Here is a 24,775-nt window from a genome sequence, read left to right as displayed (position 1 = left end):
CGGGGGTCAATGGCCGCCCATCAGCTTCTCGACGGCCTCGGGGTCGTCATGTACCGCATAGCGGTCGACGATGGTGGCGCTGGCCTCGTTGAGGCCGATCATCTCCACCTCGGTGCCCTCGCGGCGGAACTTGATCACCACCCGATCCAGGGTCTGGACGGCGGTGATGTCCCAGAAGTGGGCCCGCGACAGGTCGATGGTGACCTTCTCCACCGTCTCCTTGAAGTCGAAGGCCTCGCCGAAACGCTCGGAGGAGGCGAAGAACACCTGTCCCACCACGTTATAGATGCGACGGCTGCCCTCGTCGGCCTCCTCGCTGCCGATGTAGAGGATGTTGCCCACCTTGTTGGCGAAGTTCATGGCCGCAAGCAGCACGCCGACGAAGACGCCGATGGCCAGGTTGTGAGTCACCACCACCACCACCACGGTGGCCACCATCACCATGTTGGTGCTCATGGGGTGCTTCTTGAGGTCGCGGATCGACGACCAGCTGAAGGTCCCGATGGCGACCATGATCATCACCGCCACCAGGGCCGCCATGGGGATCTGGGAGACCCAGTCGGCCAGGAACACCACCATCATCAGCAGTGCCACACCAGCGATCAGGGTGGACAGGCGCCGGCGCCCCCCGGACTTGATGTTGATCACCGACTGGCCAATCATCGCGCAGCCCGCCATGCCACCGAGCAGGCCGGCGCCGATGTTGGCGATGCCCTGCCCCTTGCACTCGCGGTTCTTGTCACTGCGGGTGTCGGTCAGGTCGTCGACGATGGTAGCAGTCATCATCGACTCCAGCAGGCCCACCACGGCCAGCATCAGTGAGTAGGGCAGGATGATCATCAGCGTCTCGAGGTTGAGCGGGACCTCGGGCCACAGGAAGACCGGCAGGCTATCCGGCAGCTCGCCCATGTCGCCGACGCTGCGAATCTCCATGCCGGTCAGCATGTAGACCGCGGTGAGCGCCAGGATGCAGACCAGCGGCGAGGGCAGCAGCTTGCCCACTACCGGCAGGTAGGGGAAGCCGTAGATGATCGCCAGGCCGGCCGCCGTCATGGCGTAGACGTGCCAGGTCACGCCGGTGAGCTCGGGCAACTGGGCCATGAAGATCAGGATCGCCAGGGCATTGACAAAGCCGGTGACCACCGAGCGCGACACGAAGCGCATCAGCTCGGCGAGCCTGAGATAGCCCGCGAGGATCTGGATGATGCCGGTGAGCAGGGTGGTGGCCAGCAGGTACTCAAGACCGTGCTCCTTGACCAGGGTGACCATCAGCAGCGCCATGGCGCCGGTCGCCGCGGAGATCATGCCCGAGCGCCCGCCAGCGAAGGCGATGATCACGCAGATGGCGAAGGAGGCGTAGAGCCCTACCTTGGGGTCGACCCCGGCGATGATGGAGAAGGCGATGGCCTCGGGGATCAATGCCAGGGCGACGACGATGCCCGAGAGCGTGTCGCCCTTGAGGTTGGAGAACCAGCTCAGTTTCATTTTCTCGTACATGCTGCAGTCCAGTCAGGGGGGAGATGGATGGGCCGTGAGGCGTCGGGATCCTGTCGTGCGCATGCCCTTCCCGGCACCCCGGTCGGGCACTGTTGCCAATGGCAGATTCAGGAGATGGCGATGATCGCAAGCACGGGGGCGACAGGGACATCGGCGCGATGTCGAGCGATGACGCACCGGTGACGGTGGCATCGCCGGGAGATGGGGAGGGTGCGCTAGGGCGGCGTGGCCAGCCCTGCCAGGGGAGTCATCACGTGCTGTCGTTTCCCTTGCTCGGCGTCAGTGGGGCATCACGCGACGAAAGTCTGATGCATGCACCCGACAAGAGCGCGGAAGTCTAGCAGAGATACCCTGGCGCTGCATCCGGCCCGCCAGGGCAAGGGAGGCCACGACCGGCTGGCCGTGGCAGGGCGGGCTCAGGAGGCGTCATCCGGCGCGGCGGGCGAGGCCTTCATGTGCTTGAAGGCCTCCAGAAGGTCCATGGGCATTGGAAAGACGACGGTGGAATTCTTGCTCCCCATGTCCCCCATGGTCTGCAGGTAACGCAGCTGCAGCGCCGCGGGGTTGGCAGACAACACATGGGCCGCCTCGACCAGCTTCTGCGAGGCCTGAAGCTCGCCCTCGGCGTGGATCACCTTGGCACGCCGCTCGCGCTCCGCCTCGGCCTGGCGGGCGATGGCGCGGATCATGCTCTCGTCGAGGTCGACGTGCTTGATCTCCACGTTGGCCACCTTGATCCCCCAGCTCTCGGCGGAGCTGTCGATGATCTCCTGGATGTCGTCGTTGAGCTTGTCGCGCTCGGAGAGCATCTCGTCGAGGTCATGCTTACCGAGCACCGAGCGCAGGGTAGTCTGGGCCAGCTGGCTGGTGGCGTTGACGAAGTTCTCCACCTGGATGATCGCTTTCTCCGGGTCCACCACCCGGAAGTAGAGCACCGCATTGACCTTGACGGTGACGTTGTCCTGGGAGATGACGTCCTGCTCCGGCACGTCCATGGTGATCACCCGCAGGTCGACTACCTGCATCTTCTGGATGCCGGGAATGATGATCAGCAGGCCCGGCCCCTTCACCCCCTGGAAGCGGCCGAGGAAGAACACCACCCCGCGCTTGTATTCGGGCAGGATGCGGATCGACGCCGCCAGTAGTATGACCAGCAGGACGACCGGAACGAGATAGGAAATCAACATGGCTTGCTCTCCTTCGATGTGTCCGGCGACGGCAGGCGCCGGGAAACGTGCCGGGGCCTCAGGACGAGTCGTCGAGCGGCTCCACCTCCAGGGTCAGGCCGTCGACCGCCGTCACGCGGACCGTCTGCCCCCGGGTCAGCGGCCGAGTGCTGTGGGCATTCCAGCGCTCCCCCATCAGCCGCACATGGCCTTGCCCCGCGAAATCCTCGAGGGCGGTGGCCTCGCTATCGACGAGCTCCTCCTGGCCGGTCCGGGGCACGCGACGCCGCAGACCGATGAAGCGGGTCATCACCCACAGCATCAGGCCCGCCGCCAGCAAGGCGATGCCGCCGATCATCGGCAGCGAGATGTTCAGGGTGTCCGCGTCCATCAGCATCACCGATCCGATCACGAAGGCGACGATGCCGCCTATCCCGAGAATGCCGAAACTGGGCATCAATGCCTCGCCCACGATCAGCCCCAGCCCCACCAGGATCAGCGCCAGGCCGGCGTAGTTGACCGGCAGTACCTGGAAGGCGAACAGCGCCAGCAGCAGCGAGATAATGCCGATGGTGCCCGGCACCAGGCCGCCCGGATTGGACAGCTCGAAGATCAGCCCGTAGAAGCCGATGATCATCAAAAAATAGGCGACGTTGGGGTTGGTGATCACGGCCAGCAGCTTGGTCCGCCAGCCCGGATCGAAACGCTCGATGACCAGATCGGCCGTGGCCAGGGTACGCTCGCCATCCTCCATCACCACCGTGCGCCCGTCGATCTGGGTCAGTAGGTCGTCCAGGTCACGGGCCACCACATCGACGACGTTCTGCTCCAGGGCTTCCCGGGCGGTGAGGTTGACCGCCTCACGCACGGCCTGCTCGGCCCAGTCGGCATTGCGGCCGTGGCGCTCGGCGAGCGAGCGGATGTAGGCCACCGCGTCCTCCAGCACCTTGCGCTCCATGGCCGTCTCGCCACGACGTTTCTCGGGGGTGCCCGAGTCGCTGGATGCTCCGTTGTCCTCTGCCTGCTCGGTATCGTCAGAAGCCGCCTTGTCATCCGACGCTGGCGTCTCGCCATCATCCGTTGGCTGAGCTGGATCATCCATTCCCGGCAGACCACCACCGCCCAGTTGCACGGGCGTGGCAGATCCGAGGTGGGTGGCCGGCGCCATGGCCGCCACATGGCTGGCGTAGAGCAGGTAGGTCCCGGCGCTGGCCGCCCGGGCTCCCGCCGGGGAGACATAGATGGCAACCGGCACCCTCGAGGACAGCATGGCGCGGATCATCGAACGCATCGAGTCAGAGAGACCGCCGGGGGTGTCCATCTCCACCACCACCAGCGCGGCATCGCGCTCCTCGGCGAGTTCCAGGCCCCGCAGGAAATAGTCGCTGATGGCCGGCCCGATGGCATCGTCGATCGTCATCACCAGAGCGGTGCGTTCACCCTGCTGCGCCTGTACCTGCCAGGCCAGCAGCGCGCCCAGCGCCAGACACAGCAAACTTGCCAGCATCAGGATGCGCCCGGCCCTGCCCCTGCGATCTGGATTCGTCATCTCGTGCCCGCCCTGCAGTGCCTGTCCCTGAGAGCCTCATCGGAGGACAGTGGTTCAGTCATTACCGATATCAGGGTAGGCAGTGGACCCGGGGGCGGCAACAACCTGCCTTCGGTCGAAGGGAAGGAGACGCCCTCGTCGCAAGCAGCCGGGCCCGCCAGCTGGCGGGCCCGGGGACGATGGCAGAGTGCCGAGGGAAGAGATGAACGCGTTCAGCCCCGCCGGCCGGACTCAGAGATCATGTGGCTCTCCCGCGACGCGCTTCTGCACTTCCACCACGTAAGCCGCCAGCGAGGTCAACTCCTCGCCACCCCACTCGAGCGGCTCGGCCGCCATCGGCGCTACCATGCAGATCTGCACCATCTCGTCGGCATGCACTTCCGCCATGCCGAACTGGTTGGCGCCCATCGCTACCCGATGGGGGAAAGGCTGTTCGAATGTCGGGTTGTAGCCCATGTCCTGACCGTCACTGCCGTGGCAGCTCGCACAGGCCAGGCCGTTGCTGCTCAAGGAGGTGTCGTAATAGAGCGCCTCGCCTCGGGCCAGCATCTCCTGGGGATTGTCGCCGGTCTCGCTGTAAGCCGGCGAATACCCCTCGGGCCTTGCCACCGCGGCGCTATCGCCTCCCTCCGCCTCACCTTCGGCTTCACCCTCTGCCTCACCTTCCGCTTCACCCTCTGCCTCGCCTTCCGCTTCACCCTCTGCCTCTGCCTCGCCCTGGGCTTCTCCCTGCGCCTCGGCGGCCCCCTCTGCGTGGTTGCTGGCCAGCATCAAGGACGCATCGGAGGGCGAGGTAAAGTCGGCAATGGCCGCGTCATCGCCTGCCGAGGCCTGAAGGACGGCGCCCCCCGCCACCAGGGCAAGCAGCGGGGCCGTGTAGGCCAGTCGCCGATTCAGGCGGCCCAGGAGCTTACGGCGTTGTTCGTCATGCTGTGACATATTGTTCACCTTCGCTTGTGTTCATCCAGAAGATATCCGGAGCCCTCGCTCCACCGTGTCGCAACAACGGTTCCCTTATGTCGATGACGATGCCCCAGGCTTACAGCTGGCCGACATGCAGCAGGTCATCGGGGAGACGCCGATATGTAAGGAACGCCTTGCGCCGCACGACCCTCCATTATCGACCGTAATAACATCACCCGAGGAGCGACATGCCGGATATCGCCGTTCGCCCTGCTTTGCCAGAGGCCCGACCGGATCTCTGCCATCCCCTGGCAGTGGCCCTGCGCTACGCCGGTCATGACGCGGACATTCAGGCCATGTATCCGATGGCCGATACGGGCCTGGCCCATCACCATGTGTGGCTCGAGCGACAACAGATCGACTGGGTGGCACGATTACCCAAGCAGAGCCAGATGCGACTCGACCCCGCCGCCAACCTCGACTACCAGGCGGCCTGCTTCTCCCGCGCCAGCCAGGGCGGCCATGCCCCCTCGCTGCACGGTCTGCTGCCGCCGAGCCCGTCGCTGCCGCGTGGCGGGCTGCTGGTCAGTGCCATCCGGGGTCGCCCGGCGCGACTCCCGGATGACCTTCCCGACATCGCCGAGGCGCTGGCCAGCTTCCATGTACTGGACGTGCCCGATGCCGAGGCGCGCCCGCCATTGCTGTCACCCGCCGACCCCTGGACGGCGATGCTCGAGGAGGTCAGGGACCAGGCACGCTTCCTCGTCCAGGCCGGGCTCGAAGCGGACGCCCGAGCGCTGATCGAGGCCGAGCTGGACGCCCTGCCGGAACGGCTGCCTGCCGGGCCTGGCGCCGAGCCGCGACTGATCAGCTTCGATGCCCATCCCGGCAACTTCCTGGTCACCGAGTCCGGACGCGCGGTGCTGGTGGACCTGGAGAAATGCCGCTACGGCCTGGCAGGCTTCGACCTGGCTCACGCCAGCCTCTACACCTCGACGACCTGGGACCTGCAGAGCCGCGCCGAACTGCTTCCCGCCGAGGTCGCCGCCTTCTACCGTCACTGGATGGCCGCCACGGGCTTCGACGGCGACACCGATACGCTTCTGGCATGCCGGCGGGCCATGTGGCTCTGGTCGCTGACCTGGTGCGCCAAGTGGCGAGCCAGTAACCTTCACTCCCGGGATGCCCATGCCCGCGGCGAGGACTGGTCCGCCGAGCTGAGCGACGATGCCCTGATCGCCCACGTTCGAGACCGGGTCGACCACTACCTTTCCGTGGCCGTGATCGAGCATGTACAGCGAGAGTTTCGCACTCTCGAGCAGGTGCTCGACGGCTGATAGCGAAAGTCAGATAGCGCATCACCGAGCGTATTCCACCCCAACATTGCCCATCACCAGAGAGGAACCCTAGATGCCGATTCGCCTGTTGGCTGCCGCCACGCCCATCGCCCTCCTGCTCTCCGGTCCTGTCGCCGCGGGCCCCGATCCAACCGACTGGGAGGCGGTGCTCGACGAGGCCCGAGGCCAGACGGTCTACTGGTATGCCTGGGCGGGTGAACAGCGCACCAACGACTATATCGATTGGGTGGCCGGGCGGGTCGAGGAGCAGTTCGATATCGAACTCACCCATGTCAAGATCGGCGACACCGCCGAGGCGGTCTCCCGGGTACTGGCCGAGAAACAGGCCGGCAACCATGGCCAGGGAAATGTCGACCTGATCTGGATCAACGGCGAGAACTTCGCCACCATGAAGGCCAACGACCTGCTGTTCGGTCCCTTCGCCGAGTCGCTGCCGAACTTCGCGCTCACCCACCCCGAGCACAACCCCGAGGTCGTCACCGACTTCACCCTGCCCACCGAGGGCTACGAATCCCCCTGGGGACGGTCGCAGATCACCTTCTACTATGATAGCAACGAGCTCCGCGGGGATAGCAACGAGCTCCGCGGGGATAACCAGCAGGTGGCGGCGCCTCCACAAGACATGTCTGCCCTGCTGGAATGGGCCGCGGCCAACCCCGGACGCTTCACCTATCCGCGGATCCCCGATTTCACCGGCAGCACCTTCCTCAAGCAGGCCCTGATCGAGCTGAGCGACGAGGACGAGGCCCTCTATGCGCCGGTCGAGGAGAGCAACTTCGCGGCCGTCACCGCCCCGCTGTGGGACTACCTGGACGCGCTACACCCTCACCTGTGGCGCAGCGGACGGCAGTTCCCCGCCACCGGACACGAGATGCGCAGCCTGATGGGTGACGGTGAATTGTCGCTGGCCTTCACCTTTACGCCCTCCGAGCCGGCGGCGGCAGTCGCCGACTTCGAACTGCCGGAAAGCACCCGCAGCTATGTGCCCCAGGGCGGCACCCTGGGCAACGTGCACTTCGTGGCCATTCCCTTCAACTCGCCCCACAAGGCCGGTGCCCTGGTGATCGCCGACTTCCTGCTCTCGCCAAAGGCCCAGGCCCACAAGCAGGACCTCGACGTCTGGGGGGATCGCACCGTGCTCGACGTGGCGCGTCTCGATGACGACAGCCGGGCCCTGTTCTCCCTGGACGAGCGCAACCCGGCAATGCTGCCGCCCGGCGCCTTGCAGCGCACGCTGCCCGAGCCGCATCCCAGCTGGATGACAGCTCTGGAGGACGCCTGGAAAGCCCGCTACATCGGCAACTGATGGCGAGGCACCACGCCCCGACCACTCCCGCAACGAGGCGCGCTCGATGATGCTGCGCCTGGCTCCGGTACTGATCGTGCTGCTACTGGTCGCGCCGATCCTGGCCGGCCTGGGCATGGTCTTGCTGCCGGCCTTCGGCTACCTGCCGGCGCTGGGCAGGGAGAGCCTGACGCTCGCCCCCTGGCAGGCCCTGTTTGCCGAGCCAGGCATCTGGCGCTCGGTTACCATCAGCCTCGCCAGCGGACTGCTCGCCACCGCCATCTCGCTGGCAGTGGTCTTGCTCTACCTGGCCGCCGCGACCGGCAGCCGGCTCGACCGTTGGATCCGGCGACTGGTCTCGCCACTACTCTCCATTCCCCATGCCGCCGCGGCCTTCGGCCTGGCCTTCCTGATCTCCCCCTCGGGGCTGGTCGCACGTCTCGCCTCGCCGGGGCTGACCGGCTGGGAGCGCCCGCCGGACCTGCTGATCGTCCACGATCCCTGGGGGCTGTCGCTCATCGCGGGGCTGGTCATCAAGGAGATTCCCTTCCTGCTGCTGATGAGCCTGGCGGCCCTGCCTCAGCTCGATCCCGAACGGCGAATCGCCATGGCCCGCTCACTGGGCTACCGCCCGACCCTGGCCTGGTGGAAAGTCGTCGCGCCATCGCTCTATCCGCTGATCCGCTTGCCGGTCTACGCGGTGATCGCCTACGCCTCGTCGGTGGTGGATGTAGCGATGATCCTCGGCCCCACCCTGCCCCCTACACTTGCCGTGTCGATACTTACCTGGTTCAGCGACCCAGATCTCGACAAGCGCTTCCTGGCCTCGGCCGGCGCGATCCTGCAACTCGGCGTCACCGCCGCGGCACTGGCGATCTGGTGGGGACTGGAGCGGGCCGCAAAGCGGCTGATGGGTCTCTGGATCGAACGCGGCGAACGGCATCGGGGCGAGACGTGCCTGCATCTCGCCGGCAAGCTGTGGATCCTGCTGGCCACGGTGATCGCCTTCGTCGGCATCGCCGGCCTGGCGATCCACTCGGTGGCCGGCTTCTGGCGCTTCCCCGAGGCCCTGCCGGAAAGCTTTACCGCCGCCCACTGGGCCCGGGTCCTGCCCTCACTTGCCGGGCCGGTCGCCTCGACGGCGCTGATCGCCCTGTGTGCGACGCTGCTCGCCATGGCCCTGGCCCTAGCGGCACTCGAACACGAGCAGCGCAGCCGCCGGCCCCCCTCTCGGGCCCTGTGGCTGCTCTACCTGCCGCTGATCGTGCCACAGGTCGCCTTCCTGTTCGGCCTGGTGGTAGTGATGGAGCAGCTCGGCATGCGACCGACCCATGCACTGGTCGCCTTCGGCCACCTACTGTTCGTGCTGCCCTACGTGTTCCTCTCGCTCTCCGAGGCCTACCGGCGCTTCGATCCACGCTGGTCGCGGCTGGCCCTGACGCTCGGGGCCTCGCGCAACGGGGCCTTCTGGCGGATACGCCTGCCGATGCTGCTGGCGCCGATCCTCACCGCCCTGGCCGTGGGGCTGGCGGTCAGCATCGGCCAGTACCTGCCCACCCAGCTGCTGGGGGCAGGACGCATCACCACCGTCACCACCGAGGCGGTCTCGCTGGCTGCCGGCGGTAACCGTCATGTCATCGGCGTCTGGGCACTGGTCCAGGCCTGCCTGCCCCTGGCAGGCTTCATCATCGCCATCGGCCTGCCCAGATTGCTATGGTCGCGGCGACGCGGCATGCAGGGAGCTCCATGAACGCCACCCATCGCCTCGAACTTCGTGACATCTGCCTCCAGCTGGGCGACCAGGTCCTGGTGGAGCTGGATGCCGAGATCGCTCCCGGTGAGGTCCTCACCGTCATGGGGCCTTCCGGTTCGGGCAAGTCGACCCTGCTCGCCTACCTCGCCGGCTTCCTCGCTCCTGCGTTCCAGGCTCGCGGCCGGGTGATGCTCGACGGCCGCGACATCAGCGGCCTGCCGGCCGAACGGCGCGGCATCGGCCTGCTGTTCCAGGACCCGCTGCTCTTTCCCCACTTGTCGGTGGGCGGCAACCTGCGCTTCGGCATGCCCGGGGCCAGCGCCGACAAGGCCGCGCGGGTCGAGCAGGCCCTGGCAAACATCGGCCTTGCCGGCTTCGGTGCGCGCGACCCGGCCACCCTTTCCGGCGGCCAGAAGGCCCGGGTGGCGCTGATGCGCCTGCTGCTGTCGGCCCCCTGTGCGGTACTACTCGACGAACCCTTCTCGAGGCTCGACACCCATCTGCGTCACGAGATGCGCCGGCTGGTGTTCGACCGCCTGCGCGAGGCCGGCTTGCCCAGCCTGCTGGTCACCCACGACGCTGAAGACGCCGAGGATGCCGGTGGGCGAGTGATCGAGCTGTCTCACTGAGCCTCTGGGCCCCTGACCCAAGACGGGCTCAGGCTGGTTCCTGCCAGTGCAGCTTGTGGGGGTCGAACCCCCCTATCAGCGCGGGCTTGACGACCTCGAACCAGGGGGAAAGATCGAAATCCCGCGGGGTGAACAGCGTATAGTGGCGACGCTGGAATACACTCGCCTCGCCCGCAATGGGGATCGGCAGGATCGGATAGCGAATCGACTGGAAGGCCTCGGCGATCAGGGTCGAACAGATGGCCCGGGTCGGATCACCGCTACCCAGCCCGAGCATGCGTCGCCGCCAGGGGGTGGGTATGGGGGGCAAGGGCAGCAGGTAACGGGCCAGGTCGAGGATGTTGCGCAGGTCATAGCGGTGGCCCACGCGCCCACAGGCAAAGGCGATCAGTCGTTCGAGGTCCTCACGACCCAGGCCAACCGGCCGGCAGATGCGCAGCGGATAGCCCTCGAATTCCTCGAACCCCACCACCCGCACCCCCTCCGCCAGATCTGCCTCGACAAAAACGCCGCCCTGGGGCGAGGCGGCTACCCCGGGACAGCTGTTATCGCCGACATAGAGGGCGGCATGGGACCAGGTGGACTGCGTCAGGTACTTGATCACCGTGCTGATCCTCGAGGAGCCTTCGACCAGCAGGACATCACCAGGCTCGAGACATGACCGGACACCCTCGTCGACGGGCAACAGGGGGCGGTGCCAGGGCCTGGGACAAGACAACCAGCATCCGAGCCCATAACCGCAGCGCTCAAGCATGTTGGACATTGATGGATCCCTCCGGCGACTCAGGAGATGGATAACGCCAGGGCCATGGCCGGTGACGCTGAGAGCAGTAACGCGGTCAGTGTCACCAGGATGCTGCGCGCCCCTTTCATCGCTATCCCCCTCCGCACCGGCGGACTCATTGACCAATACCGCCAGCCTATCGGCGCCTCTGCGTTTCTGTCGTATCGTCAAAGGACGCCTTACAGGCCCGACAGCCACCGCCATATTGTAAGGCTGAGATGGATGATCCGACCCAAGGCATCACCGCACCGATATGCGCATCAGGAGGACCGTCGGCATGACGGACATACCGAGGCTCAGCATCATCATTCCGACACTGGATGAAGCGGCCACCATCGAGGAGCTGCTGACCCGACTGACGCCATGGGAGGCCGACGGCGTAGAGGTAGTGGTCGTAGACGGGGGTAGCCTCGACGATACGGTGGCCCGGGCACGCCCTCTGGCATCAACAGTGATCGTCCGAGCGCCCGGCCGAGCCCGTCAGATGAATGCCGGGGCTGGCGAGGCCCGCGGACATCACCTGCTGTTCCTGCATGCTGACACGCGACTCCCCCCGCGCGCCGACCTGTCGGTCGAGACGGCCCTGTCAGGCCAATGCGTGTGGGGCCGATTCGATGTCCGTCTGGAAGGGAGGCATCCGCTGCTGCCGGTCATCGCCGGCGCCATGAACCTGCGCTCGCGTCTGACGGACATCGCCACCGGCGACCAGGGGCTGTTCATGACCCGCGAGGCCTTTGTCGCCGCGGGTGGCTTTCCCGACCAGCCGCTGATGGAGGACATCGAGATGTCGCGGCGACTCAAGCGGCAATCGCCACCGACCTGTTTGACGGAGAAGGTGACCAGCAGTGGCCGGCGCTGGGACCAACAGGGCGCCTGGACCACCATCCGCCTGATGTGGCGACTGCGCTGGTGCTACTGGCGAGGCGCGGCGGCGGATGACCTGGCCCGGGCGTATCACCATGTCCGCTGACGCTCACGGCTCCTTTCCCTTAGCGATACTGGCCAAGGCACCGATTCCCGGACAGGTGAAGACGCGTCTGATGCCGGTCCTGGGCGCCGAGGGCGCCTGTCGGCTGCACGAGCGACTGCTGCGCCATGCGGTGGCTACGGCCCTTGCGGCGACCTCGCCGCAGTACATCACCCTTTGGACGGCACTGGATCACGCCCATCCCATGTTCCGGGAACTAGCCGATCGGCATGGCCTGAGGCTTCGCGCCCAGCCAGAAGGCGACCTGGGGGAGCGCATATACGTGGCCCTGCAGGCCATGGACGCACCGGGAGTGCTGATCGGCAGCGACTGTCCCGCGCTTACCCCGCCCCTGCTCTGGCGTTGCCAGGCTGCCCTGACGGACGCCGATGCCGTCTTCCTGCCGGTCGAGGATGGCGGCTATGCGCTGGTCGGGGTCCGACGGAACGACCGCCGCCTGTTCACTGCCATCGACTGGGGCACGAACCGCGTCATGGCACAGACGCGCGACCGCACCGATGAGCTGGGCTGGCAGCTGGCCTGCCCCGCCCGGCTCTGGGATGTGGACCGGCCCGAGGACCTTGACCGACTGTCGAATCATCTCGACCTGATCACGGTGCCGGGAGGCTGTTGCCGATGACATGGCCTTCCCGACCCATACATCGGTGTGGCAGTGCGCCTTGATATCGCCTCATGTCTCCCCTGCAGATCGAGATGATATTCCTGTCAAGAGTGGGCAAACCTCATCAAAAAAACCAGCAAATCCATCGCAATCTTCTTGCCAAAACGCCGCCCTTCCCGCATCAAGTTTCGGAGACGATACACAGATAAATCATCAGACTTTCTGATATCACTGATATCGTAGACGCTATAATTCCTGTCGATAACCCTGAGCATCCTGTAAGGAAAGTCTGGCTTGAACGACTCAATCGAGAGACCCTATACCCTGGCTGATACCAACTGCTAGACTTTGCCTGAATCTGGTCCAAGCATCGGCACAGGGAACGAGGGTCTCTTAGATGAACGAAAAAGAAGATAGATTACAAAGACTTACGGCTGTCAGGCCACGTCTGGTCTCCTTTGCTCTCATGCACTTGCGTGATCGGAGCCAGGCCGAGGATGCCGTACAGGAGGCCATGATGTCCGCCATCGAAAAGAATGAAAGCTTCGCTGGGCGATCCGGCTACGAGACCTGGGTCTTCGGCATCCTCAAGTACAAGATCCTCGACGCCATGCGCGTCCAGAAACGTCATAGAAGATGGCAGCCTCTCGAGGATGAGGACGATGACGACGCCATCGACCGGCAATTCCAGCAGAATGGCCGCTGGCAGGAGAGTGCTCGCCCCTCCAGCTGGGGAGAACCCGAGGCGGCCTTCGAGACCGAAAACTTCTGGCAGGTCTTCGATGCCTGCATGATCGCCCTGCCGGACAACGCCGCTAGGGTATTTTCCCTGCGCGAGCTGATGGGGCTCTCCACCGACGATATCTGCCGGGAGCTGGACATCAAGGAAAACAACTGCTGGGTGATACTGCATCGCGCCCGGCTGCGACTCAGGGCCTGCATCGAGAAGGGCTGGCTGAAGGAGGAAACGGCATGATGATGTGCAAGGAGGCGACCCGGCTTATGTCCCTCAGGCAGGACCGCCCTCTCACCTTCCAGGAACGGGTGTCCCTGAGGTTACACCTTTCCATGTGCGGCGCCTGTAGAGAATGCGACAGACAGTTCACGCTGCTTCATGAGGCCGGCAGGCGATTCGGCCCGGAACATGACGCCGAGCAGGACGATGACGGACACTGAAGGCCTGCCACTCCTTCACAGCCGTGATCTCACTGGCCTACGGCAGCGTTTGCCACGCCCTCTAGTACACCGGCGACCTTGTCCAGTGGCAGGTCGCACTCCTCCAGGGAGTGGCGCTCGGCCAGGTAGTGTGGCGAATTCCACTCTAGCCTGACGCCCTCGTCGGTCTCCCGTACTACTATCTTCTGGGGCAGGTCCAGCGCCATGCTTCCTTGGCACTGCATCATCGGCGTACCCACCTGCGGATTGCCAAAGATGAAGGTACGGGTCGCCGGCAACGAGAGCCCCACGCCCTCCGCATTAGCGGTGTGATCGACAACGGTCATCAGGGTCAGTCCCTTGTCCTCGATAGCCTCACGAAGCCGCTCCTCGACACGCTGGATATCGTCGCTCGACTGCAGGTGCATCACCCCGTGCTCTTCCGCCTGCACTACCAGCGGTATAACCATGAACATAGCCATGGCCGTCCCGGTCAGCGTCTTGCGCATGGTATCTCCTCCCTCTGTCCAGCGAATATCCTGTCAGGATGGCCAAGACCCCCGCACAAGGCAAGAAACCCGGGCCTGAGGGATCAGGTCCGGGGTGTTCGCTCCCGTTGGACCACTGCATCCTTAAGAACGATTCGACGTAAAACACCCCCTATCCACGGCAATGAATGGAGTAATCTACCCGATGAGCCGATCCCTTATCCCCTGGTGTCTGATGACATTGACGACCCTGGTGGCAGAACCTGTCATCGCAGCGGGTGACCTGACGTTCTCGCCGGACGATATACTCGCCTGGCCGACACGCAGCTTCGAGGGCGAGACCGAGTACCGGGTCATCGCGCGGGAGGGCATGCGACTCCTCCAGGCCAGCGCCCGGCAACAGGCCTCGGCGAAATACCTGGAACGCGAGGTCGACCTTATCGAGACGCCCTACCTGCAGTGGTGCTGGCAGGTATCGGGGATTCATGAGGGTCTCGATGAGACACAAAAGTCAGGGGACGACTACCCTGCCAGGGTCTATGTGGCCCGCAAGACGGGGCTGCTCCCCTGGCAGGTCGAGTCGGTGAACTATGTGTGGGCCTCGAGCCAGCCAGCAGGATCGGACTGGCCCAATGCCTTTACCTCACGCGCCCAGCTGATGGCCCTGCAGAGTGGCGAGGCCCGCGTAGGAGAATGGGTGGCGGAAGTGCGGGATATCCGCGAGGACTATCAGCGACTCTTCGGGAGCCGCCCGGACCACATCAATGGCCTCGCCCTCATGAGCGATGGCGACAATGCCGGGGTGGATGCCACGGCCTGGTTCACCCACTTGGCCTTCTCCGCGAGTCCCGAGCCGCCCGACTGTCCCTGAACCCGGACGGCGATACTCGACCAATGGCCGGGTATCGCCACTCATCAGCTACAGTGACGACGTGCTTCCCAGCTGACCGGGCCCGGGCGCTGCCTGGCGGCATCCAGGGACAGCCGATCCTCTTCACGGAAGGCCATCGCCAAGAGACTCGCGGCGAAGATGATCAAGGAGGGGTAGAACAAGGCATTGGTACCCTCAAGGTACCATCCCCAGGGATCAATGACCGAGGCACTGACGGCCACCAGCGACGCACCGTTCAGTAGCAGCTGCAGTGGATAGGTCCAGCGGCGTGCCAGACCGATGACGACCAGCAGGCCAACCAGCATTTGGCCGGCACCCGCTAGTGGCAGCAGGGCTTCGGCCGATAGAAATCCGAAATAAAAGTTGTCGACAATGGCCTGGCTGTAATCGGTATTGACGATCTTGTTCACCCCCCAGACCAGCAACAATCCGCCCAGTGATACCCTTAACAACAACAGGCTCAACGTCTTGGTCATCTTTCCTCCTCGATACTCCATGGTGGATTCCACGTTCCTGACATGACACGCCGCCACTCGGTCGCCGGGATCGGCATGTCCTTACGCAAAGAAGTCGGACGGACCGGGGCAAGCGTCCGATCGTCCTGGCTCGGGGTCAGGAGATGAAAATGCGATGGCGCAATTACCGCTGAAGGATATGGCCGACTCGCCGGCATGACCGTCCCGGAGGAGCGGCCGCAGTTGACCAAACGGGGGTGGGGGTTGTTGCGACGGGTCAGCGCCTCAAGTGCCTGAGGTGACGCTCGATGCAGTCACTCCGATTCCTCGGTGGCACGCTTTGCAATGGCAGCGAACAGGGTGTCGAGCTCGCGGCCCACTGTTTCCAGTTCCTCGCCGGCCGTGTCCAAGTAGGGTTCGAGCAAGTGAGTCGGTGTCTTCCAGGAGAGGGTGGCACTGCCGTCGTCATTTTCGGTGACATAGAAGCGCATGGGGGCTTCGATCATCGCCGGGACGCTCAGCCGCAGGATCCGAACCGCATAGTCGTTGCGAAACACGCCGACGACCCGGTTGCCGGGGATGGTGATCCCCCGGTTCGCAGCGGCCACGGTGGGCCCTGCCTCGGTGACCACGAACATGCCCTCGGCCTCGACCGCCTCCTGCAGAGCCTCCAGCAGGTTGTCGTAGGAAAGCGAGGTGGGCGTGACCTGCCAGCCCTGGTCGGGCCAACGGGGTTCGGCACTCACGGGGGCCGCCACGACCAGCACCAGCAGCCAGGTCGCCAGTATCATGCGCATCATCAGGCACTCCTCCGCGAAAGTGGTGAGAGCGGCACCTGCTCCTCAGACGCCCGCTGCCAGTGTCGAAGCGTAGAGGGATGCACCCCGAAGGTCTCGGGCAGGTGGATACCCGACTGCTCGGCCAGCAGGGCAATGATCGCCATGTGATGAATGCTGTGACTGGTCAGGAAGGCAAGCTCTCGGTCCAGGCTTGACGCCAGGGAGAGCCTCTCCTCATCCAGGGGATAGGCCAGGGTCAGCGCGGCCGACGACGGCTCGCCGCCCAGCACCGACAGCCTTGACTCGATGCCGACCAGATGACTCGCCGCTTGCTGCGGCCATTGCTCGAGGGCCTCGTCGCGTCGGCGCTGTTCGTAGTCGATGACCTCCCCTCCTCGGTCGAGCCCCTCGAGGAGGGCATCGTAATGATCGATGATGTGACGCACATGCTTGCCCAGGGTGTGGCGCCCGTGTTCGCCGAACGCCTGCTGATAGATGTCGGGTGAAAGGGACCCGACCATGTCCTTCAGCTGGCAAAGGGTCAGCAGGTTTTCCTCGACGAGACGCACGGTGTCGGGAGACGGCCGGGAGTGGCGTGATGTCATGACGGGGTGTCCTGTGAGTTCCGCTTTGGGTTACGTTATGGGTTACGTTATGGGATCGCTGTGAGGCGGCAGAGGGGAAGAAACCAGACCGCCACCGTGGTGACGGACCTGGTTTCCCGCTGGTAGGGAAGGAAGGGCTCACCCCTCCCCTTCGCCCTCACCTTCTGCTTCACCCTCGCCTTCCGCTTCGCCTTCTGCTTCACCTTCGGCCTCGGCGCCACCTTCGGCGTGGGCCTCGGCAAGCATCAGGGGAGCCTCCTGGCCATTGGTATAGCTCAGATCGGGGGACGTCTCGCTGGCCACGGCCTGGAACGCAGCGCCGCTGGCGACCAAGGCGAGCGCCGGCGCCGTGTAGCCCAGCTGACGGCTGAGGCGACTCAGCAGGCTACGGCGCTTTTCGTCTTGCAGTGTCATAATCATGATCTCCTTGATACAGATTGGGCGACATGCCGGACATGTCGTGTTGTCTTGACGCCGGCCAGGGGCCGACATCTTCATCGGTGATGCCGGAAGGCATCACCGTATGCTCGTGCTCCTGTCATCCTCTCGCCATGGCGAGACGATCGACCGAAGGGGTGGGGTCTACCCGCGTATCCAGCCATTGGATCAGTGACGCGGCATCCGGTGCATCTGGCCCCGCCCTCACCGCACTCAAGACCAGGGTGGAGAGCCAGTCGCCTAGAACCGTCACGCTCTGGGCATCCAGCGCCTGGCCATCAACGGTCAGGCAATTCGGCAGCAGATCGCCAAGCACCTCCAGCATGGCAACCGGGGCAAGAGCCTGGTCGGCAGACGTCTTGGCCGGCAGCAGCATACCGCGGAGAGCCACGGTAGCGGGCAACCCGCTCGAGGCTCCGGCGACGCCCGGCAGGGGAAAGTCCAGGGGGTCGGCGATGCTCGGATCCGAGAGGTCCAGCCGTACGCCGCGCGTCAACATACCGCCCGATGCTTCCCGCAGCCGCTGCAGCAGGGCGCGGCTCTCCTCCCCATCGGGGAGCAGGCAGAGCACCCCGCAGCCCTGCGGTGTGACCAACAGGGCCGCGTCGACCACCGGGTGGCCGGGCATCGTGGCCTGGCGAATCAGGTGCGATGTCAATACCGGACCCAGCTGCGCAAGCGTTAGCCGCGATGCCAACAGCCGGTCATCGGTGGCCAGGGCATAGCCGCCGGACTCCTGCAGTACCGCCAGCCGCGGCAGCCGGCGCGCCGCCTCGGCGTCAAGCGGCGAGAGCCGCTCGCCGAACCATGTCGCCAACCGCGCCATGGCAGGGCCACTGGCCACGTCCAGGGCCCAGTCACGGCCGTCCAGTTGGAGCCTCATGACCCGCCCCGTCAGTGAGAGTGGCGCCTGGTCAGGGACCTCACGCGCCTCCGGCGACGCTGCCGGCGTGGTGCCTTGCTGACAGAGCAGGCCGGCACGGCACCAATCGCGCAGGGTGTTCCACACATCGTCCCGCAGCGCCGAGATCTGTGCCGGTGCTCCCGCCTCGGAGGTGGCGCGCGCCAGCTCTTCGGCGATGGCATCGGGGTCCAGCCCCTCGGTCGCCAGCAGCCAGGTCAGGGAGGCCGTGTCGTTGGGCCGGTAGTAGCGACCACTGCGCGTGTCATAGAGGGCGAGACGCTCCTCGTCGACCAGTTCCGCCACGTGGCGCCGCTGCAACCGTAGGGGCGGCAGGGGTCGCCCCGTCAGGGCCTCGGCCAGCCGGAGATCGGCCGGGGTGGGCAAGGCGAAGTAGGGCAGGTAGCGCTCGGGGTCCACGGCCGGCAACAGCCACAGGAAGCCGCCGGCGCGTGCCTGCTCGGCCTCTGCCTCGGCGACCAGCTGCGGGGTGACATCCGGTTCCTGAGCGGCAGTGCCGGCCTCGGACAGGGCCCGTCCGGGGAGATCGACCAGCGCGACCATGTCATGCACCAGCCCGCCCTTGACGGCCTCCTCGACGCGCCCCCCCGTCTCCGGGTCGGCACAGATGCCCAGCGAGGGGCTAAGGTTGCACTCCAGGATCCACGGTTTGAGGGTGTCGTCCACCAGGCAGTCGAGTCCCAGCAGCTCGTAGCAGCCACGGGGATCAGCGCCGGCCTCGGCGGTGCGAGCGCGCATGGCGTCCACGGCGGAGATCACAGTGAGCGCCACCAGGTCCTCGATGCGCGCGAAGAGGGCCTCGTCGTCGTGCCCCTGATCTCTCAACCAGGCCCGGTATCGCTCCAGGTCGATAAACTCCACCGGCACCTCGGCGTGGCTGTTCAGGGCATTGATGTCCGGGTTGGTGAGCTGGCTGTAGGGGTTGTCGGCATCCTCGGGATCCCAGGGCTCCGAGGCCAGCTTGGCGAAGCCCTGGCGATAGAGATAGACGCGCAGCGGCGAAAGCGAGGTGATCAGCACATAGAGCCGCAGGACATATTTGTGGCCGCGAATGGTATGGGGATTGGCCACATACTCCTGTACCAGCCAGTCCCGCGCGAGAGGCGCCTCGGCGACATCCTGCAGCACCCGCACGCCCTTACCCTTGGAGGCATTGGTGGGCTTGAGGATCCAGCGCTGCCCGGGGTCGGCCTGGGCGGCCTCCTGCAGCGCATGGTAGTCACCGGGCATCACGTAGGCTCGGGGAAAGAACGCCAGCCGCCGGACAAGCTCGTGATCCGCCCCATGGCTCTCCCGCATGCGCTCGCGAAGGGTGGCGAGGCTGTCATGGAGTCGGCTCTTGACGGTGAGCGCCGCATTGCCCGGGAAGTGGTTCATCTTGCGCGTCGGCGAGACACGCCGGAACTGTGCAGCATCCGGCATGCCGGTGATCCAGCCGGCGTCCCAGTCGTGCTCGTCGCCGAGCTGCCAGCCCAGGGGTTCCAGGGCCTCACGGAAGAACCGGTCCTGCTCGGCAGCGCGCTTACCGCCCAGCCAGAAGCGCCTTGTCGGCGAATGCTGCTCCGTCATGCTCGGGATCTCCTGTCGGCCATGGTAATCGTGCGACTGTTGATTATGGTATCTGGTTGCTTTGTCGACGCCGCGACTCGCTCCTTACAGCGATAGCAAGTGGAGTGAGATCTGTCGCCCCTTGAATTATGGAACGATCGATACTAAATTGGCTGACATGACACGAGGACGCCCCATCGCATTCAGCCCGGACGAGGCTGCCAACGCCGCCATGCAGGTCTTCTGGGCACGAGGCTACGAGAGCGCCTCGACCCGGGACCTGCTGGAGGCCATGCGCCTATCTCGCAGCAGCCTCTATCAGGCCTTCGGCAACAAGGAACAGCTGTTCCTCGAATCCCTGAGGCGCTACCGTGAGTCCCTGGTGGGCAGTCTGGGTCGCCGCCTTGAGGCGGCATCTTCGGCCATGGCCTTCCTGGCGGCCCTGTTCCGCGAGACGGCACAGGAAGCCGGCAGTGATCGCGCTGCCCTAGGCTGCCTGATCTTCAACTCCGCCAGCGAGCTGGGCCAGCACGATGGTCTGCCCTCGCAGCATGCCCGCCAGAGCATCGCCGCCATCACGGCACTCTTCCAGCAGGCAGTGATGCGGGGCCAGGTGGAGGGTGACATCGCCCCGGAACGGGATGCAGCAGCTCTGGCCAGCTACCTGACGATGAGCATGGCCGGGCTCAGGACCCTCTTGAAGAGCGGGGCGGACACCGAGCAGGCCGGACAGGCGGTAGAACTGCTCCTGGACGCCCTGCGACGCTGATGACTACTTTTTCTCGCCATTTGTGGAACGATCGATCCATAAATGGCGCAATGGCAGCACCCACGACCACGAAGGAGGCACATACCATGTCCGCCGACTATCAGATGCAACTTCCCCCCCAGACCCTCGACAACGCCGATGCCAAGGCGAAGCCGCTGCTCGAGCAGGCCAACGCCAAGCTGGGCTTCGTGCCCAACATGTATGAGGGCATGGCCAAGGCACCGGGCGTGCTGGACACCTACCTGCACGGCTATGATCTGTTCCGCAATGACTCAGGCTTCGCACCGCCCGAGCAGGAGGTGGTCTTCCTGACCATCAGCCGCCTCAACGGCTGCGGCTACTGCATGTCCGCCCACAGCATGCTGGCCGACAAGATGTCCCAGGTCCCTGCCGACGTGCTGGAAGCGATCCGCAACGGCCAGCCGATTCCGGACGAACGCCTGGCGGCCCTCGCCGAGTTCACCCGGGTCATGTTCGAGACCCGGGGCATGCCCGGCGAGGCAGACGTCAAGGCGTTCCTGGATGCCGGCTTCGAGGAGCAGCAGGTGCTGCAGATCGTGCTGGCCCTGGCGGTCAAGACGCTCTCCAACTATGCCAACCACGTCAACCACCCGGAACTCGACGAGGCCTTCGCCGGCCATGCCTGGAAGGGCTGAGCGTATTCCCCCTCACATCGGCGCCGGAGATAACGGCGCCGTTTTTTTATGCACCAATGGAATAATTTCGTCAGAAAGGGTTCTTGCCACCAGATTGCCCTGCCGGAAGGGCACGCCTAGCATCGTGTCATCCCTGATGATGGAGGACGCCCCATGAAACGTACCCTGTTAATGGCCGCCGGCACCCTGGTCCTGGCTGGTCCGGCCCATGCCCTGCACCCCGCTCCGCTGGTCGAGGCCGAGTGGCTCGACCAGCAGTTGGGCAGCGACGACCTGGTAGTACTTGACGTCCGCTCCGCCATCGATGACGGCGGCGACCGGGCGAGCTTCGAGGCGGCTCGCATCCCCGGCAGCCGTTACAGCAGCTATACCAATGCCGGCTGGCGCGAGGACCGCGACGGCGTCGCCGGCCTGATGCCCGCGGTGGATGACCTCGAGGAACTCATCGGTGGCCTGGGCATCGACAACAATGACACCGTGGTCGTCGTCCCGGCCGGCACCGGCCCCACCGACTTCGGCAGTGCCGCCCGCATCTACTGGACCTTCAAGGCGCTGGGGCACGATGAAGTGACGATCCTCAACGGTGGCTTCGCCGGCTGGGACCAGCAGGGCTTCGAGGTCACCAGCGGCACGGCGAGCGACCCCGAGGCGGTCGATTTCTCGGCCACGCTGCAGGAGCGGCTGCTGGCCACCACCGAGGAGGTGGAAGCGGCACGTGACGCCGACGAGACGACGCTGGTGGATGCCCGGCCGCCGGCCTTCTACAGGGGCGAGACCCAGTCACCCGCCGCCCGCGTGCCGGGCACCATCCCCGGCTCGGTGAACCTGCCCCATGATGGCAGCATCGAGGAGCACGACGGGGCCTACTACCTGCAGCCAGAATCGCTGAAGGCCCGCATCGACGAACTCGGCCTAGACCACGAGGCACCCACCGTGGCCTTCTGCAACACCGGCCACTGGGCCGCCAGCGGCTGGTTCCAGCTCAGCGAAATCGGTGGGCTGGAGAACGTCACCATGTACGACGGCTCCATGGCCGCCTGGACCCGTGACGACGATCACCTGGTGCAGCTGGCCGACCGGGGCACCGTCAGCGTCGGCGAGCTGGCCGAGTAGTCTTGCCGCCTGAAGCCCCTACCACAACGCCCCGCGGCCGACCGCGGGGCGTCGTCTTGTCGTTGCTAGCTCAGCCGTTCGGCCAGGGCGTCGAGGTCGGGCACGGTGAGGTCCGGATCGATGCCCCAGGGATCGAAGGGGGCATCCGGGCTGCGCCGCACCCAGGCGGCATGCAGGCCGGCGTGGCGGGCGCCGATCACGTCGAAGGCGTTGCTGGAGATCAGCCAGGTATCGCCCGGCTCGCTCTCCAGCCGGTAGCGCAGGTGGGCGTAGACCGCCGGGTCGGGCTTGAAGCGCTTGACCTCATCGACGCTGACCACCGTCTCGAAGCGCGCGCGGATCCCGGCCTGCACCAGCAGCCCCTCGACCGCCTCACGGCTGCCGTTGGAGAAGGCTACGCAGCGGATCCCCGCCTCGGCGAGGCGATCCAGCGCCGCCGAGGCCTCGGGAAAGGCCGGCAGCCGGGCGTAGACGCCCATCAGGTGCTCCTTGTCGGTCTCCGAGAAGCGCGTCTGCAGGGCGCGGTCGGTGAACTCCAGCGCCTCGCGCGTGCAGTGGGAAAAATCCACGTAGGCTCCCATCAGGCCGCGGCGGAAGCTGTACTCCAGCTGCTTGTCGCGCCAGCGCCGCGAGAATTCCGGGGCCAGGTCCGAACGGTCCTGCCCGGCGAGGCGCTGCTCGAGTTCCGCGACCACGCCATGGGTGTCGATCAGGGTTCCGTAGACATCGAAGGCCAGTACCGTTGCCATCCTCTCAACTCCTTGGATCAAATTAGTCAGATGCCAGCAGCATGACGCCTGGTGGGTGAGGACTCAAGAGAGGCATGACCAGCCACCATCCCGCCAGCCTGCCCCATACTGAGGTTATATCCAGCATAGGAGTGACGTCATGGCACGTACCATGCCATCCGCGGACAGCATGCCCCGCGCTACCTGGCCGATTCGAGTATCGCTTCAATCGGCGCTATGACCTCAAGGCCATGATGTTCGTAGGTCGCGTGTGTCCGTTGACGGTGGCCTACCTGGTCGGCTCCGCCTTTGCTTCCTCCCGGGACTCGATGAAGGCAGAACTGCAGATTGGCTAGGGACATGACGATGACAGGATGTATCTCACCCTGGCACACATGCCGATGCAAAGAGGCACCAGGTTAGGCGAACGCAGCCTCGACTCTGCCGGGCGACGGGCTAGAACGCAAACCTTGTGCGGAGACGTGACAGCAGTCCCGCACGTAGAGGCGTCGACAAGAGCCGCTCCGCCGTCTGGACCAGCCGCGCGATCAAATCACCATCGACCTCCGGCGCCAACTGCGAAGGAGTTCCCCGGTGCCCGGTTGGCGTCATGCTCAGTTTCCCGTCGTCGCGTTGCAGCGCCAACTCGGCGGCACACAGCGGGCAATACAACAGGTCGCCATGCCCATGGCGAGACATCACGACAATGATCGGCCCGCACTCGGGGCATGTCTGCAAGGGAATACCCGGTTCGCTGTGGCCGACTACGTGCTCGAGATAGCTCGCCTCGCCCAGCGCCAGGAAATGCTCGCCCAGCCTCGCGTCGAACTGAGTCCCGAGATTATCGCGGATCACCTCCAGGGCCTGTGCGATAGGCATGCCGGCACGATAGGAGCGCATGCTGGTCATAGCATCGAAAGCATCCGCGATCCCCACGACACGTGCCACCAGGGGAATCGCCTCGCCCTTGAGTCCTTGCGGATAGCCGGATCCATCGGGACGCTCATGGTGGGCATGGACCGCTAGATCGACCAACGGCGCCAAAGGGTGCTGGCTCAGCAGACGATGGCCGATCTCCGGGTGGGTCTTGATGATGGCGAACTCCTCTTCATTCAATGGCCCGGCCTTGTTCAGGATACCGTCGGGCACGCCGATCTTGCCCAAGTCATGCAAGAACCCACCCAATGCTATCCTGGCCTGCTGTTGATCGTCGAAATCGGCCTCGGCGGCCAGCAGGTGAGCAAACTGCGAAACTCGCCAGAGATGACCACCCGTATACGGATCCCTCGCCTCGACCATGGCGGCAAAGTGCATCAGGCTTCGCAGCAATGTCCTGGTACAATTCATCTTCCCCTCCTATTTCTGGTCCGAGTTAGACGGTGCCCCGATAAAGGACGCACTGTGCCTAATGCTTCTGTCGATATCGGTCGGGAATTCCTTTCCATGATCACGCTTTTCCACTGCCCCAGGCGAGACACAGAGCGCTGTGGAGAAGTCACCTTCACCACGGATGTCAAGCAACTGTCCTGCTGCGCGGCATAAGCAACAGGACAACCAGCCGGTCTATCAGTCGCCCGCCAGCCGCGATAAGGCAAAGCCGACAATGGCGCCGGCCAGTTCCGTGCGCACCTGGGTGAGATAGCCCTCGTCGAAGAGCACGGCCTCCACCCGCCCGGTCCTGGCGGAGAGGACCAGCATCAGGCCGTTGAGGCTC

Annotated in this window: 26 protein-coding genes and 1 pseudogene; 13 read left to right on the top strand and 14 right to left on the bottom strand. The window is 65.2% G+C overall.

The features are described from left to right. Positions 1-6 precede the first annotated feature (6 nt). The 4 genes from OP498_RS13660 to OP498_RS13645 all read right to left on the bottom strand — a co-directional run bounded on the left by OP498_RS13660 (position 7) and on the right by OP498_RS13645 (position 5,151). Positions 7-1,497 carry a SulP family inorganic anion transporter gene (locus OP498_RS13660; protein ID WP_280553890.1) on the bottom strand — a complete coding sequence of 497 codons (1,491 nt, stop codon included), beginning with the start codon at positions 1,495-1,497 and terminating at the stop codon, positions 7-9. Between the two features lie 416 nt (positions 1,498-1,913). Continuing rightward, positions 1,914-2,684: a slipin family protein gene (locus OP498_RS13655; protein WP_280553889.1), complete on the bottom strand. Its 771-nt coding sequence runs from the start codon at positions 2,682-2,684 to the stop codon at positions 1,914-1,916. A gap of 58 nt (positions 2,685-2,742) precedes the next feature. Further along, on the bottom strand, positions 2,743-4,170 hold the full coding sequence (locus OP498_RS13650) for a nodulation protein NfeD (RefSeq protein WP_280553888.1): 1,428 nt from the start codon (positions 4,168-4,170) through the stop codon (positions 2,743-2,745). Positions 4,171-4,443: 273 nt separating this feature from the next. Continuing rightward, positions 4,444-5,151, bottom strand: coding sequence for a hypothetical protein (locus OP498_RS13645; RefSeq protein WP_280553886.1), 708 nt, complete (start codon positions 5,149-5,151; stop codon positions 4,444-4,446). Positions 5,152-5,363: 212 nt separating this feature from the next. Here OP498_RS13645 and OP498_RS13640 point away from each other — a divergent pair, with 212 nt between their 5' ends. From OP498_RS13640 to OP498_RS13625, 4 genes are all read left to right on the top strand, one after another. Then, the gene (locus tag OP498_RS13640; RefSeq protein ID WP_280553884.1) at positions 5,364-6,452 is read left to right on the top strand and encodes an aminoglycoside phosphotransferase family protein; all 1,089 of its coding nucleotides are present in this window, start codon (positions 5,364-5,366) and stop codon (positions 6,450-6,452) included. A gap of 73 nt (positions 6,453-6,525) precedes the next feature. Further along, positions 6,526-7,779 carry an ABC transporter substrate-binding protein gene (locus OP498_RS13635; RefSeq protein WP_280553883.1) on the top strand — a complete coding sequence of 418 codons (1,254 nt, stop codon included), beginning with the start codon at positions 6,526-6,528 and terminating at the stop codon, positions 7,777-7,779. A 49-nt stretch (positions 7,780-7,828) separates the two neighbouring features. Beyond that, positions 7,829-9,508: an ABC transporter permease subunit gene (locus OP498_RS13630; protein ID WP_280553901.1), complete on the top strand. Its 1,680-nt coding sequence runs from the start codon at positions 7,829-7,831 to the stop codon at positions 9,506-9,508. Then, positions 9,505-10,140 carry an ATP-binding cassette domain-containing protein gene (locus tag OP498_RS13625; RefSeq protein ID WP_280547912.1) on the top strand — a complete coding sequence of 212 codons (636 nt, stop codon included), beginning with the start codon at positions 9,505-9,507 and terminating at the stop codon, positions 10,138-10,140. The genes OP498_RS13630 and OP498_RS13625 overlap by 4 nt, the downstream gene beginning before the upstream one ends. Before the next feature lie 28 nt (positions 10,141-10,168). Here OP498_RS13625 and OP498_RS13620 read toward each other — a convergent pair whose 3' ends face one another. Further along, positions 10,169-10,744 carry a lipo-like protein gene (locus OP498_RS13620; RefSeq protein ID WP_348533488.1) on the bottom strand — a complete coding sequence of 192 codons (576 nt, stop codon included), beginning with the start codon at positions 10,742-10,744 and terminating at the stop codon, positions 10,169-10,171. 457 nt (positions 10,745-11,201) lie between these two features. Here OP498_RS13620 and OP498_RS13615 point away from each other — a divergent pair, with 457 nt between their 5' ends. The 4 genes from OP498_RS13615 to OP498_RS13600 all read left to right on the top strand — a co-directional run bounded on the left by OP498_RS13615 (position 11,202) and on the right by OP498_RS13600 (position 13,689). Further along, positions 11,202-11,894 carry a TIGR04283 family arsenosugar biosynthesis glycosyltransferase gene (locus OP498_RS13615; RefSeq protein WP_280547914.1) on the top strand — a complete coding sequence of 231 codons (693 nt, stop codon included), beginning with the start codon at positions 11,202-11,204 and terminating at the stop codon, positions 11,892-11,894. Next, positions 11,884-12,531, top strand: a complete 648-nt coding sequence (locus OP498_RS13610; RefSeq protein ID WP_280553882.1) for a TIGR04282 family arsenosugar biosynthesis glycosyltransferase — start codon at positions 11,884-11,886, stop codon at positions 12,529-12,531. Before OP498_RS13615 ends, OP498_RS13610 begins: the two co-directional genes overlap by 11 nt. A gap of 379 nt (positions 12,532-12,910) precedes the next feature. Beyond that, positions 12,911-13,489, top strand: coding sequence for a sigma-70 family RNA polymerase sigma factor (locus OP498_RS13605; protein WP_280553881.1), 579 nt, complete (start codon positions 12,911-12,913; stop codon positions 13,487-13,489). Further along, positions 13,486-13,689, top strand: coding sequence for a zf-HC2 domain-containing protein (locus tag OP498_RS13600; protein ID WP_348533487.1), 204 nt, complete (start codon positions 13,486-13,488; stop codon positions 13,687-13,689). The genes OP498_RS13605 and OP498_RS13600 overlap by 4 nt, the downstream gene beginning before the upstream one ends. Before the next feature lie 29 nt (positions 13,690-13,718). Here OP498_RS13600 and OP498_RS13595 read toward each other — a convergent pair whose 3' ends face one another. Continuing rightward, on the bottom strand, positions 13,719-14,177 hold the full coding sequence (locus OP498_RS13595) for a DUF302 domain-containing protein (protein WP_280547917.1): 459 nt from the start codon (positions 14,175-14,177) through the stop codon (positions 13,719-13,721). A 184-nt stretch (positions 14,178-14,361) separates the two neighbouring features. Here OP498_RS13595 and OP498_RS13590 point away from each other — a divergent pair, with 184 nt between their 5' ends. After that, complete coding sequence (locus OP498_RS13590; RefSeq protein WP_280547918.1) at positions 14,362-15,027, top strand: DUF3047 domain-containing protein; 666 nt, start codon at positions 14,362-14,364, stop codon at positions 15,025-15,027. A gap of 44 nt (positions 15,028-15,071) precedes the next feature. Here the strand turns inward: OP498_RS13590 and OP498_RS13585 are convergent, their stop codons facing one another. The 5 genes from OP498_RS13585 to OP498_RS13565 all read right to left on the bottom strand — a co-directional run bounded on the left by OP498_RS13585 (position 15,072) and on the right by OP498_RS13565 (position 19,816). After that, on the bottom strand, positions 15,072-15,524 hold the full coding sequence (locus tag OP498_RS13585; protein WP_280553880.1) for a DoxX family protein: 453 nt from the start codon (positions 15,522-15,524) through the stop codon (positions 15,072-15,074). Between the two features lie 293 nt (positions 15,525-15,817). After that, positions 15,818-16,303: a DUF302 domain-containing protein gene (locus tag OP498_RS13580; protein ID WP_280553879.1), complete on the bottom strand. Its 486-nt coding sequence runs from the start codon at positions 16,301-16,303 to the stop codon at positions 15,818-15,820. Beyond that, positions 16,303-16,887 (bottom strand): DinB family protein, encoded by a 585-nt coding sequence (locus tag OP498_RS13575; protein WP_280553878.1) that lies wholly within the window; start codon positions 16,885-16,887, stop codon positions 16,303-16,305. The genes OP498_RS13580 and OP498_RS13575 overlap by 1 nt, the downstream gene beginning before the upstream one ends. A 138-nt stretch (positions 16,888-17,025) precedes the next feature. Then, positions 17,026-17,301 carry a hypothetical protein gene (locus OP498_RS13570; RefSeq protein WP_280547922.1) on the bottom strand — a complete coding sequence of 92 codons (276 nt, stop codon included), beginning with the start codon at positions 17,299-17,301 and terminating at the stop codon, positions 17,026-17,028. Positions 17,302-17,425: 124 nt separating this feature from the next. Next, entirely contained in the window at positions 17,426-19,816 is a 2,391-nt protein-coding gene (locus tag OP498_RS13565) for a PqqD family peptide modification chaperone (RefSeq protein ID WP_280553877.1), read from the bottom strand. A gap of 157 nt (positions 19,817-19,973) precedes the next feature. On the opposite strand from OP498_RS13565, the gene OP498_RS13560 reads away from it, so the two are divergent. The 3 genes from OP498_RS13560 to OP498_RS13550 all read left to right on the top strand — a co-directional run bounded on the left by OP498_RS13560 (position 19,974) and on the right by OP498_RS13550 (position 22,333). Further along, a complete protein-coding gene (locus tag OP498_RS13560; RefSeq protein WP_280547924.1) occupies positions 19,974-20,564 on the top strand; it encodes a TetR/AcrR family transcriptional regulator in 591 nt (196 codons plus the stop codon). 86 nt (positions 20,565-20,650) lie between these two features. After that, entirely contained in the window at positions 20,651-21,220 is a 570-nt protein-coding gene (locus OP498_RS13555; protein ID WP_280553876.1) for a carboxymuconolactone decarboxylase family protein, read from the top strand. A 153-nt stretch (positions 21,221-21,373) separates the two neighbouring features. After that, entirely contained in the window at positions 21,374-22,333 is a 960-nt protein-coding gene (locus tag OP498_RS13550; RefSeq protein WP_280553875.1) for a sulfurtransferase, read from the top strand. A gap of 65 nt (positions 22,334-22,398) precedes the next feature. On the opposite strand, the gene OP498_RS13545 is transcribed toward OP498_RS13550, so the two are convergent. Beyond that, positions 22,399-23,082 carry a haloacid dehalogenase type II gene (locus tag OP498_RS13545; protein WP_280547927.1) on the bottom strand — a complete coding sequence of 228 codons (684 nt, stop codon included), beginning with the start codon at positions 23,080-23,082 and terminating at the stop codon, positions 22,399-22,401. 141 nt (positions 23,083-23,223) lie between these two features. Here OP498_RS13545 and OP498_RS13540 point away from each other — a divergent pair. Further along, a pseudogene (locus OP498_RS13540) lies at positions 23,224-23,318 on the top strand (IS1595 family transposase); the annotation flags it as partial. A 199-nt stretch (positions 23,319-23,517) separates the two neighbouring features. Here the strand turns inward: OP498_RS13540 and OP498_RS13535 are convergent. Beyond that, positions 23,518-24,408 (bottom strand): HD-GYP domain-containing protein, encoded by an 891-nt coding sequence (locus tag OP498_RS13535; RefSeq protein WP_280547928.1) that lies wholly within the window; start codon positions 24,406-24,408, stop codon positions 23,518-23,520. Between the two features lie 219 nt (positions 24,409-24,627). Further along, on the bottom strand, positions 24,628-24,759 hold the full coding sequence (locus OP498_RS13530) for a hypothetical protein (protein ID WP_280547929.1): 132 nt from the start codon (positions 24,757-24,759) through the stop codon (positions 24,628-24,630). Between the last annotated feature and the right edge of the window lie 16 nt (positions 24,760-24,775).

The organism is Halomonas sp. 25-S5 (assembly GCF_029889845.1).
Classification (GTDB): Bacteria; Pseudomonadota; Gammaproteobacteria; order Pseudomonadales; family Halomonadaceae; genus Halomonas.
Note: the sequence above shows the minus strand (reverse complement) of the source record. Positions and strands in the feature narration are given on the sequence as shown.

What these genes read in the sequence shown, in the direction of transcription:
- OP498_RS13660 (WP_280553890.1), bottom strand. Translation starts at nt 1,497, where the DNA reads ATGTACGAGAAAATGAAACTGAGCTGGTTCTCCAACCTCAAGGGCGAC.
- OP498_RS13655 (WP_280553889.1), bottom strand. Translation starts at nt 2,684, where the DNA reads ATGTTGATTTCCTATCTCGTTCCGGTCGTCCTGCTGGTCATACTACTG.
- OP498_RS13650 (WP_280553888.1), bottom strand. Translation starts at nt 4,170, where the DNA reads ATGCTGGCAAGTTTGCTGTGTCTGGCGCTGGGCGCGCTGCTGGCCTGG.
- OP498_RS13645 (WP_280553886.1), bottom strand. Translation starts at nt 5,151, where the DNA reads ATGTCACAGCATGACGAACAACGCCGTAAGCTCCTGGGCCGCCTGAAT.
- OP498_RS13640 (WP_280553884.1), top strand. Translation starts at nt 5,364, where the DNA reads ATGCCGGATATCGCCGTTCGCCCTGCTTTGCCAGAGGCCCGACCGGAT.
- OP498_RS13635 (WP_280553883.1), top strand. Translation starts at nt 6,526, where the DNA reads ATGCCGATTCGCCTGTTGGCTGCCGCCACGCCCATCGCCCTCCTGCTC.
- OP498_RS13630 (WP_280553901.1), top strand. Translation starts at nt 7,829, where the DNA reads ATGCTGCGCCTGGCTCCGGTACTGATCGTGCTGCTACTGGTCGCGCCG.
- OP498_RS13625 (WP_280547912.1), top strand. Translation starts at nt 9,505, where the DNA reads ATGAACGCCACCCATCGCCTCGAACTTCGTGACATCTGCCTCCAGCTG.
- OP498_RS13615 (WP_280547914.1), top strand. Translation starts at nt 11,202, where the DNA reads ATGACGGACATACCGAGGCTCAGCATCATCATTCCGACACTGGATGAA.
- OP498_RS13610 (WP_280553882.1), top strand. Translation starts at nt 11,884, where the DNA reads ATGTCCGCTGACGCTCACGGCTCCTTTCCCTTAGCGATACTGGCCAAG.
- OP498_RS13605 (WP_280553881.1), top strand. Translation starts at nt 12,911, where the DNA reads ATGAACGAAAAAGAAGATAGATTACAAAGACTTACGGCTGTCAGGCCA.
- OP498_RS13600 (WP_348533487.1), top strand. Translation starts at nt 13,486, where the DNA reads ATGATGATGTGCAAGGAGGCGACCCGGCTTATGTCCCTCAGGCAGGAC.
- OP498_RS13595 (WP_280547917.1), bottom strand. Translation starts at nt 14,177, where the DNA reads ATGCGCAAGACGCTGACCGGGACGGCCATGGCTATGTTCATGGTTATA.
- OP498_RS13590 (WP_280547918.1), top strand. Translation starts at nt 14,362, where the DNA reads ATGAGCCGATCCCTTATCCCCTGGTGTCTGATGACATTGACGACCCTG.
- OP498_RS13585 (WP_280553880.1), bottom strand. Translation starts at nt 15,524, where the DNA reads ATGACCAAGACGTTGAGCCTGTTGTTGTTAAGGGTATCACTGGGCGGA.
- OP498_RS13580 (WP_280553879.1), bottom strand. Translation starts at nt 16,303, where the DNA reads ATGATGCGCATGATACTGGCGACCTGGCTGCTGGTGCTGGTCGTGGCG.
- OP498_RS13575 (WP_280553878.1), bottom strand. Translation starts at nt 16,887, where the DNA reads ATGACATCACGCCACTCCCGGCCGTCTCCCGACACCGTGCGTCTCGTC.
- OP498_RS13570 (WP_280547922.1), bottom strand. Translation starts at nt 17,301, where the DNA reads ATGACACTGCAAGACGAAAAGCGCCGTAGCCTGCTGAGTCGCCTCAGC.
- OP498_RS13565 (WP_280553877.1), bottom strand. Translation starts at nt 19,816, where the DNA reads ATGACGGAGCAGCATTCGCCGACAAGGCGCTTCTGGCTGGGCGGTAAG.
- OP498_RS13560 (WP_280547924.1), top strand. Translation starts at nt 19,974, where the DNA reads ATGACACGAGGACGCCCCATCGCATTCAGCCCGGACGAGGCTGCCAAC.
- OP498_RS13555 (WP_280553876.1), top strand. Translation starts at nt 20,651, where the DNA reads ATGTCCGCCGACTATCAGATGCAACTTCCCCCCCAGACCCTCGACAAC.
- OP498_RS13550 (WP_280553875.1), top strand. Translation starts at nt 21,374, where the DNA reads ATGAAACGTACCCTGTTAATGGCCGCCGGCACCCTGGTCCTGGCTGGT.
- OP498_RS13545 (WP_280547927.1), bottom strand. Translation starts at nt 23,082, where the DNA reads ATGGCAACGGTACTGGCCTTCGATGTCTACGGAACCCTGATCGACACC.
- OP498_RS13535 (WP_280547928.1), bottom strand. Translation starts at nt 24,408, where the DNA reads ATGAATTGTACCAGGACATTGCTGCGAAGCCTGATGCACTTTGCCGCC.
- OP498_RS13530 (WP_280547929.1), bottom strand. Translation starts at nt 24,759, where the DNA reads ATGCTGGTCCTCTCCGCCAGGACCGGGCGGGTGGAGGCCGTGCTCTTC.